Below are 6,913 nucleotides of genomic sequence, written 5' to 3'. Positions count from 1 at the left end.
CCGGTAACTTGCTGCGCAGCACCCCATATTGTAAGTTTCATAATTGGTAATCGGTAGTTTGGTAATCGGTAATCGGTAGGTTGGCCCGGTAGCACTGATTACCGGTTACTGATTACTGGTTACTCCAAAATTATACTTCTAATTGTAATTGACTAAAATACCTGTAAAGCCCTTCCTCATTTTTCATCAGCTCGGAATGGCTGCCGGTTTCGATGACTTTTCCCTTTTCCAGAACAACAATTTTATCTGCCTCGCGGATCGTTGATAAGCGGTGTGCAATAATAATAGACGTCCTGTTCTTCATTAATTCCTCCAAAGCTTCCTGTACAAGGCGCTCCGATTCGGAATCAAGGGAAGAAGTAGCTTCGTCCAGAATGAGGATAGCAGGGTCTTTCAAGAGCGCACGTGCAATAGCAATCCTTTGACGCTGACCGCCGGAAAGCTTAACGCCCCGTTCGCCAACCAATGTATCATAGGATTCCGGGAAACCTGCTATAAAATCATGTGCATTAGCGCGTTTAGCTGCAGTAACAATTTCATCCTCTGACGCACTTAGACGGCCATAAGCGATATTTTCCCGGATAGTGCCTCCGAATAATAAGACATCCTGGGGAACTATCGCAACCTGATTTCTCAAGTCTGTTAGTGTGAAGTCCGATGCGTCTTTTCCATCAAATAATAAGTTGCCTTTCTGTGCTTCGTAAAAACGCAATATCAGACCGGCTATTGTCGATTTTCCGGCACCACTGGGACCGATAATAGCAACTTTCTCACCAGTCTTTGCTTCGAACGATACACCGTTTAGTACAGTTATTTCCTTACGTGACGGATAGGAAAAAACGACATCTTTAAACTCCAGGTTTCCATCTATTTTTTGGTGGATCTGATTGTTTTCTCCATGCATGGAGATCGGCTCATTTTCCTCACCAAGTATTTCCAGAACCCGCTCACTTGCCCCGAATGCTTTTTGCATAGTTGCATATAACTCGGGAAAACTCCCCATTGCTGCACCTACGAAAATGGAAAGCAAGATAAAAGTAAACATACTTTCCGAACTGATTTCTCCAGCCTGAACAAGGTGCGAACCATACCACACGACCGAAACTATAGTTCCAAACAAACAGAAAACGATAAAAGATGCAAATATTCCCCGAAACTTTGCTCCACGCATTGCTATCTTGACAACTTCACGGATACTCTTGTTGTATCTTCCAACTTCATAGGCTTCATTCACAAATGCCTTTACATTAGAAATGCCCTGAAGAGTTTCTTCAACTATGGTATTTGATTCTGCCAATTTATCCTGGGCTTTTCGGGAGAGCTTCCGAATAAAACGTCCAAAAACAACAGCGATTACAACCATAATTGGAAGTACTGCAAGCAGCATCATTGTCAGCTTGCCAGAAACGAGAACAAGAAAGATAATGCCTCCAGTGAAAATGATTACTTGCCTGATCATCTCAGCAAGGGTAGTGGTTATCGCGTCCTGTATCTGCGAGAGGTCGGCAGAAAGGCGGCTGTTTAATTCACCAACTCTTCTTTGTGAAAAGAAATTCATTGGGAGGGTAATTAGTTTGTGGTAGGTATCTCGGCGAATATCTGCAAGCCCTTTCTCCGCTACTTCTACAAACCAGTTTATCCTGAAATAGGAGAATATTGACTGCACGAACAACACACCTAACAGAGTCAGTGCAACAGTATTTATATCAGTAGGGAAGGAGTCCAGTAGTCCTTTTGGCATTATTGCCCCGGTCGACTTCGCCTGTTCTCCTGTGCCGATAAGACGCCCCATTAGGAGCGGGAATAGAAACGAACTTCCGCTGGATATTATAAGGCAAGCTAAGCCTAGAAAAAACTTAGTGCGATAAGGCTTGAGGTAGGATAATAGCCTCATTACCTGCTTTATACTTTCTTTATTGATCTTTGCCTTGGGAAGTTCTTCAGCTTGAGCGTTACCGCTGTTTAATCGAGCACGTGCCATTTAAAATCTTGGAATTATCTTGTCAGTAATATGACGGGGCAAAATTAGCCTTATTTGGTCAAGTTAGATGCTCTGGATATCAGGTTTGCGTAATTTTTTCAGTCTCAAAGCATAAATAACAGCAATTAGCAATGCAAGTATTGACGCGGCCAGATAAATTACCATGCTGTTATCGTGGCGACCTTGCTTCTCGCTTTCAGCTTTCAGCCTTTCGTTCTCCTGCTGAAGCCGTGTGATCGTGGTCTGAAATCGATCAATCCGGCCTTCTACAGTTTCTGCACGATGCTGGACCTCTTTCTTTTCAAAGTCTTTATAGTCGAGCAGGATTTTCAGCTCCGAGAATATGTTATTGTCGTTAAGTACTATTTGGGTCAGGATGTCGTTGGAAGCCTGCATGTCTCTCTTAGTCTTTAACCCAAATATTCCTGTTCGTTTGCTCAGGCTGTTATCGTACTGGCTGAACTTAACGCTTCTTTCCTGCAATAGCTGATTTATCTTATTGCGTTGCACATTATAAGCGGATGTATCGCTTTGAGCCAATAGTGTAAGATTTAGCAAAAGGAGAAACAGCATGAAGGTAAAATGCTTCATAATATCGGGATTGTTTCGGCAAGGCTCCATGCTTCAGGTTTTTCAGAAAACATGGGTTTTACTTGTGCCCAGGTTGTTTTAAAAAGTTCGGATGATCTGTATGTGTTCAAATGATCTTCACTTTGCCACTTACTCAACGTAAAATAAACATTCTGATTGCTGGCATCCTTCATTAGCTGTACTCCAGCGCAGCCATCAAATGACTGGATCAATGTGGCAGACTCGGTGAAAATTTGGACAAAATGCTGTACATCCTCCGTCCTGAAAGTCAATTTAACGATTCTGGTTATCACGATTGAAATTCTATACGAACGATATCGCCGAGATGAAGCCCCAGCAGTCCGCTGGCATTTCCTTTATTAATCGCAATTTCGAGGTGGTTACTAATCCCGAAAAGGCATAACTTCTCCCCCTCGGGAACTTCATTATAATGCCAACTAAGCTGGGAAATGGACTCGTTTCTTTTAAAGAAGAGAGTAAAATCGCGGTTAAGCTGAACTCGGGTAAAGATCTCCTTGGTAATATTGGTGATGATGTTCTGGAAGGAATCGATATAGATAACGCTTCCGCGGATAATGTCGCGCTCGATAACGGGCTGGAGTGACATGCGATCCTCAACACCTGAAACCGGGAGCCCAATATCTTTAAGCTTGCCTCCCTTTGCCAGGTGACTGGCAGCTTTTGGGAATATATCGGAAAGAGGGAAGTGAAGATACTTCAGATCCTGCATAATGTTCAGCTCAACAATCTCTGAAGGCTCCTCTTCGAAAAGAAGAGAGAATATGCCATTATCTGATCCGACAAAGTAATGATCCCGGTATTTCAGGGCCAGATATCTGGTCTTTTCGTTAAATACAGAATCAATTCCAATTAAGTGGACAGTTCCTTTGGGAAAATAGTGGAAGGCATTTCTAAGGATGAAGGCAGCCTGTGGAATATTAAAGGCAGAAATATCATGGCTGATGTCAACAATATTCGCATTTGGCAGCTGGCTCAGGATACTTCCCTTAAGGGCAGCCTGATAAAAATCTTTATAGCCCAAATCGGTCGTTAAAGTAATTATTGCCATTTAAAATGTAAATATTTATTGTTAATCTTGCGATAGATATTGTTGGTACAAATATTGAATTTTAATCTCAAATAAACACCGTGAACTAAAAATAACCGCAACTTGAACGAGCTAAATCTGACTTTAGAAAATGTGAACCCGGTGGTGATCTGGGGAGCGAATAACGAATACTTTGAGATAATAAAGAAACATTTTCCGAAGATAAAGCTCGTAGCGAGAGGGACTGATCTGAAAGTCCTGGGGGATGAGGCGGAGATCAATAATTTCAATCTGAAATTCACCGAGATCCTATATCATGCAGATAAGTTTCAGAGCCTCAATAATAGCGACCTTGAACAGATCTTAGGTGCGAAGATCGTTTCGAATCACGAGACAGAAGCAAACTCACCGAGAAATGGAGGAGGGGGAGATCCGATCGTATTCGGCCCTAACGGGATTGTTGTAAAAGCACGTACGGCAAACCAGCGCCGTATGGTCGACAGCATTATTAAGAACGACATCATTTTTGCTATAGGGCCGGCTGGAACGGGTAAAACATATACAGCTGTTGCATTGGCAGTCAGAGCGCTTAAAAACAAAGAGATAAAGAGGATTATATTAACCAGACCTGCAGTTGAGGCAGGGGAAAATCTGGGGTTTTTGCCGGGAGATCTTAAGGAGAAAATTGATCCGTATTTGCGCCCACTATACGATGCCCTGGATGATATGATCCCGGCAGAGAAGCTTAAAGCCTTTTTGGAAAACAGGACCATTGAGATTGCACCACTGGCGTTTATGCGCGGCAGGACGCTTGATAATTGTTTCGTGATACTTGATGAAGCCCAAAACTCCACTGATTTGCAGCTTAAAATGTTTCTTACAAGAATGGGGCCGACAGCTAAATTTATTGTTACAGGCGACGTAACACAGATTGACCTGCCTAGAAAGCAACAATCGGGTTTAAACAACGCCCTGCGTATTCTTGGTGAAATTAAAGGAATTGATATCATCTACCTTAACGGGGATGACGTAGTGCGCCACAAACTTGTTAAAAATATACTCAGAGCCTACGGTGATATTCAATAACCACAAATAATAGCTTACAATAAATGACTGCCATCAAAGAAACCCGCTTTAATTTTCCAGGACAAAAGAACTTCTACAAAGGAAAAGTGCGGGACGTATATACCATTGGTGATAAATTTCTGGCGATGGTGGTAACGGACAGGATTTCTGCCTTTGATGTTGTCTTGCCGGAGCCGATTCCTTTCAAGGGGCAGGTATTAAACCAGATTGCTGCCAAATTCCTTCAGGCAACAGTTGATATTGTACCTAACTGGGTTCTGGATGTTCCAGATCCAAATGTTACTATTGGTAAGATCTGTGATCCGTTCAAAGTTGAAATGGTGATCAGGGGTTATTTAGCGGGACATGCATGGAGAGAATATCAGGCCGGCAGGCGTTCTGTATGCGGCGTAGATCTTCCTGAGGGCCTAAAGGAAAACGATAAGCTTTCCCATCCCATAATTACCCCTACAACCAAGGCCTCAGTTGGACATGATGAGGATATTTCCAGGGAAGAGATAATCAGCCGGGGGATTGTTTCGGAGGATGATTATTCACAACTTGAGAACTACACCCGAGCCGTGTTCCAACGCGGAACGGAAATGGTTGCAGAAAGAGGACTGATCCTGGTTGATACCAAATATGAATTTGGAAAAGCCGATGGAAAGATCTACCTGATCGATGAAATCCATACTCCTGACTCTTCACGATACTTTTACCGCGATGGATATGACGATCTTCAGGAACGCAACGAGCCTCAGCGGCAGCTTTCGAAAGAGTTTGTTCGTAAATGGCTTATTGAAAATGGATTTCAAGGCAAGGAGGATCAGACAATTCCTGAAATGAGCGCTGAATTTGTAAAATCAGTCTCAGATCGTTATATTGAACTATACGAACATATAACGGGAGATAAATTTACAAGGCAAGATAACTCTGATCCGGCTGCAAGGGTAGAAAGAAATATTAATGAGGCGCTTACACGACTCTCGTAATTATTTCATCAAAAACCAGAATAAATAATTAAATTAGTACCAAACCTGTTCAGGTTAATGCCGAAACCAAACTATACCCAATGAAATTTACAGTAGATAAACACGAGAAATATGTTTTGATTAAGTTGAACGAGAACAAACTTAACAGTTTGATTTCTCCCCAGCTTAAATCTGAATTAATACTTACGAATACCGAAGGGCAGCGGAACATTATCCTTGACCTTTCGAACGTGAAATATTCAGATTCATCAGGCTTGAGCAGTCTTCTGGTTGGTCATAGGATTTGCAAGAATGCTGAGGGAACATTTATTCTTACCGGCATCAATGAAAATATTGCCAGGCTTATAACTATTTCTCAGCTGGAAAATATCTTGACCATTGTAGCGACAGTTGATGAGGGCATCGATGTAATCTTCATGGAAGAGATAGAAAAAGAGCTTAAAAGAGAATTGAAATAGGGATAATGAACGCACTGCATGAAATTCGAAGTCACAATTTTAGGCAGCAGTTCCTCAACTCCAATATTTAACAGAAACCCTTCAGCACAGCTTCTAAACGTTAACGAAAAGTTTATTCTGATCGATTGCGGAGAAGCGACACAAAACCAACTTTTGCACTTTGGCTTAAAGGCAAACCGCATTGACCATATCTTCATCAGTCATCTTCACGGCGATCATTATTTAGGGCTTGTAGGCCTTTTATCGTCTCTTCACTTGAATGGAAGGACAAAGCCTATGGATATTTTCGGTCCGCCGGAATTAAAGGAAATCATAGACCTGCAATTTAAGCATTCGCAAACGTTCCTCAGATATCCCCTCAATTTCAATGTCACAAATCCGGAAAAGAGCGGAAAGATCTTTGAAAATTATGACATCGTTGTCGAAAGCTTCCCGCTTGATCACAGAATACCATGTACTGGATTCCGGTTTACCGAAAAACAAAGACTGAGAAAAATGATCAAGGAAAAGATTGATGAACTCAGAATTCCAACAGAACAGGTCCAGTTGATTAAAAAAGGAGCGAGTTTTACAGATAAAAAAGGAAAGGTTCATTTAGCCGAAGGCCTTACAACTGAGGCAGATCGCCCGAAAGCTTACGTGTATTGTTCAGACACGGTTTGCAGCTGGAAATATTTGGATTGTATTAAAGATTCAGACACGCTATATCACGAGGCAACTTTTCTTCACGACATGTTAGCGAGGGCAGAAGAGACCTTTCATACAACTGCTTTGCAGG

General features: G+C 42.1%; 8 protein-coding genes. 4 read left to right on the top strand and 4 right to left on the bottom strand.

The window, feature by feature from the left end:
* Positions 1 to 130: 130 nt before the first annotated feature.
* From WKF69_RS17835 to WKF69_RS17820, 4 genes are all read right to left on the bottom strand, one after another.
* On the bottom strand, positions 131 to 1,981 hold the full coding sequence (locus WKF69_RS17835; protein ID WP_340383623.1) for an ABC transporter transmembrane domain-containing protein: 1,851 nt from the start codon (positions 1,979 to 1,981) through the stop codon (positions 131 to 133).
* A gap of 63 nt (positions 1,982 to 2,044) precedes the next feature.
* Positions 2,045 to 2,572, bottom strand: a complete 528-nt coding sequence (locus WKF69_RS17830) for a hypothetical protein (RefSeq protein ID WP_340383621.1) — start codon at positions 2,570 to 2,572, stop codon at positions 2,045 to 2,047.
* Positions 2,569 to 2,865 (bottom strand): antibiotic biosynthesis monooxygenase family protein, encoded by a 297-nt coding sequence (locus WKF69_RS17825; protein ID WP_340383619.1) that lies wholly within the window; start codon positions 2,863 to 2,865, stop codon positions 2,569 to 2,571. Before WKF69_RS17825 ends, WKF69_RS17830 begins: the two co-directional genes overlap by 4 nt.
* Positions 2,862 to 3,641: an SAM-dependent chlorinase/fluorinase gene (locus tag WKF69_RS17820; RefSeq protein ID WP_340383617.1), complete on the bottom strand. Its 780-nt coding sequence runs from the start codon at positions 3,639 to 3,641 to the stop codon at positions 2,862 to 2,864. Before WKF69_RS17820 ends, WKF69_RS17825 begins: the two co-directional genes overlap by 4 nt.
* 102 nt (positions 3,642 to 3,743) lie before the next feature.
* On the opposite strand from WKF69_RS17820, the gene WKF69_RS17815 reads away from it, so the two are divergent.
* The 4 genes from WKF69_RS17815 to WKF69_RS17800 form a co-directional block, all read left to right on the top strand.
* A complete protein-coding gene (locus tag WKF69_RS17815) occupies positions 3,744 to 4,706 on the top strand; it encodes a PhoH family protein (RefSeq protein ID WP_340383616.1) in 963 nt (320 codons plus the stop codon).
* A 23-nt stretch (positions 4,707 to 4,729) separates the two neighbouring features.
* Positions 4,730 to 5,677: a phosphoribosylaminoimidazolesuccinocarboxamide synthase gene (locus WKF69_RS17810; protein WP_340383615.1), complete on the top strand. Its 948-nt coding sequence runs from the start codon at positions 4,730 to 4,732 to the stop codon at positions 5,675 to 5,677.
* A gap of 80 nt (positions 5,678 to 5,757) precedes the next feature.
* Positions 5,758 to 6,135, top strand: a complete 378-nt coding sequence (locus WKF69_RS17805) for an STAS domain-containing protein (protein ID WP_340383613.1) — start codon at positions 5,758 to 5,760, stop codon at positions 6,133 to 6,135.
* A gap of 18 nt (positions 6,136 to 6,153) precedes the next feature.
* On the top strand, positions 6,154 to 6,913 hold a 760-nt coding region (locus tag WKF69_RS17800; RefSeq protein ID WP_340383611.1), incomplete at its 3' end, for a ribonuclease Z.

It is taken from the genome of Daejeonella sp. (assembly GCF_037719425.1).
In the GTDB taxonomy this organism is placed as follows: domain Bacteria; phylum Bacteroidota; class Bacteroidia; order Sphingobacteriales; family Sphingobacteriaceae; genus Daejeonella.
The sequence above is the reverse complement of the archived record's forward strand: the minus strand, read 5'-3'. Positions and strand labels throughout refer to the sequence as shown.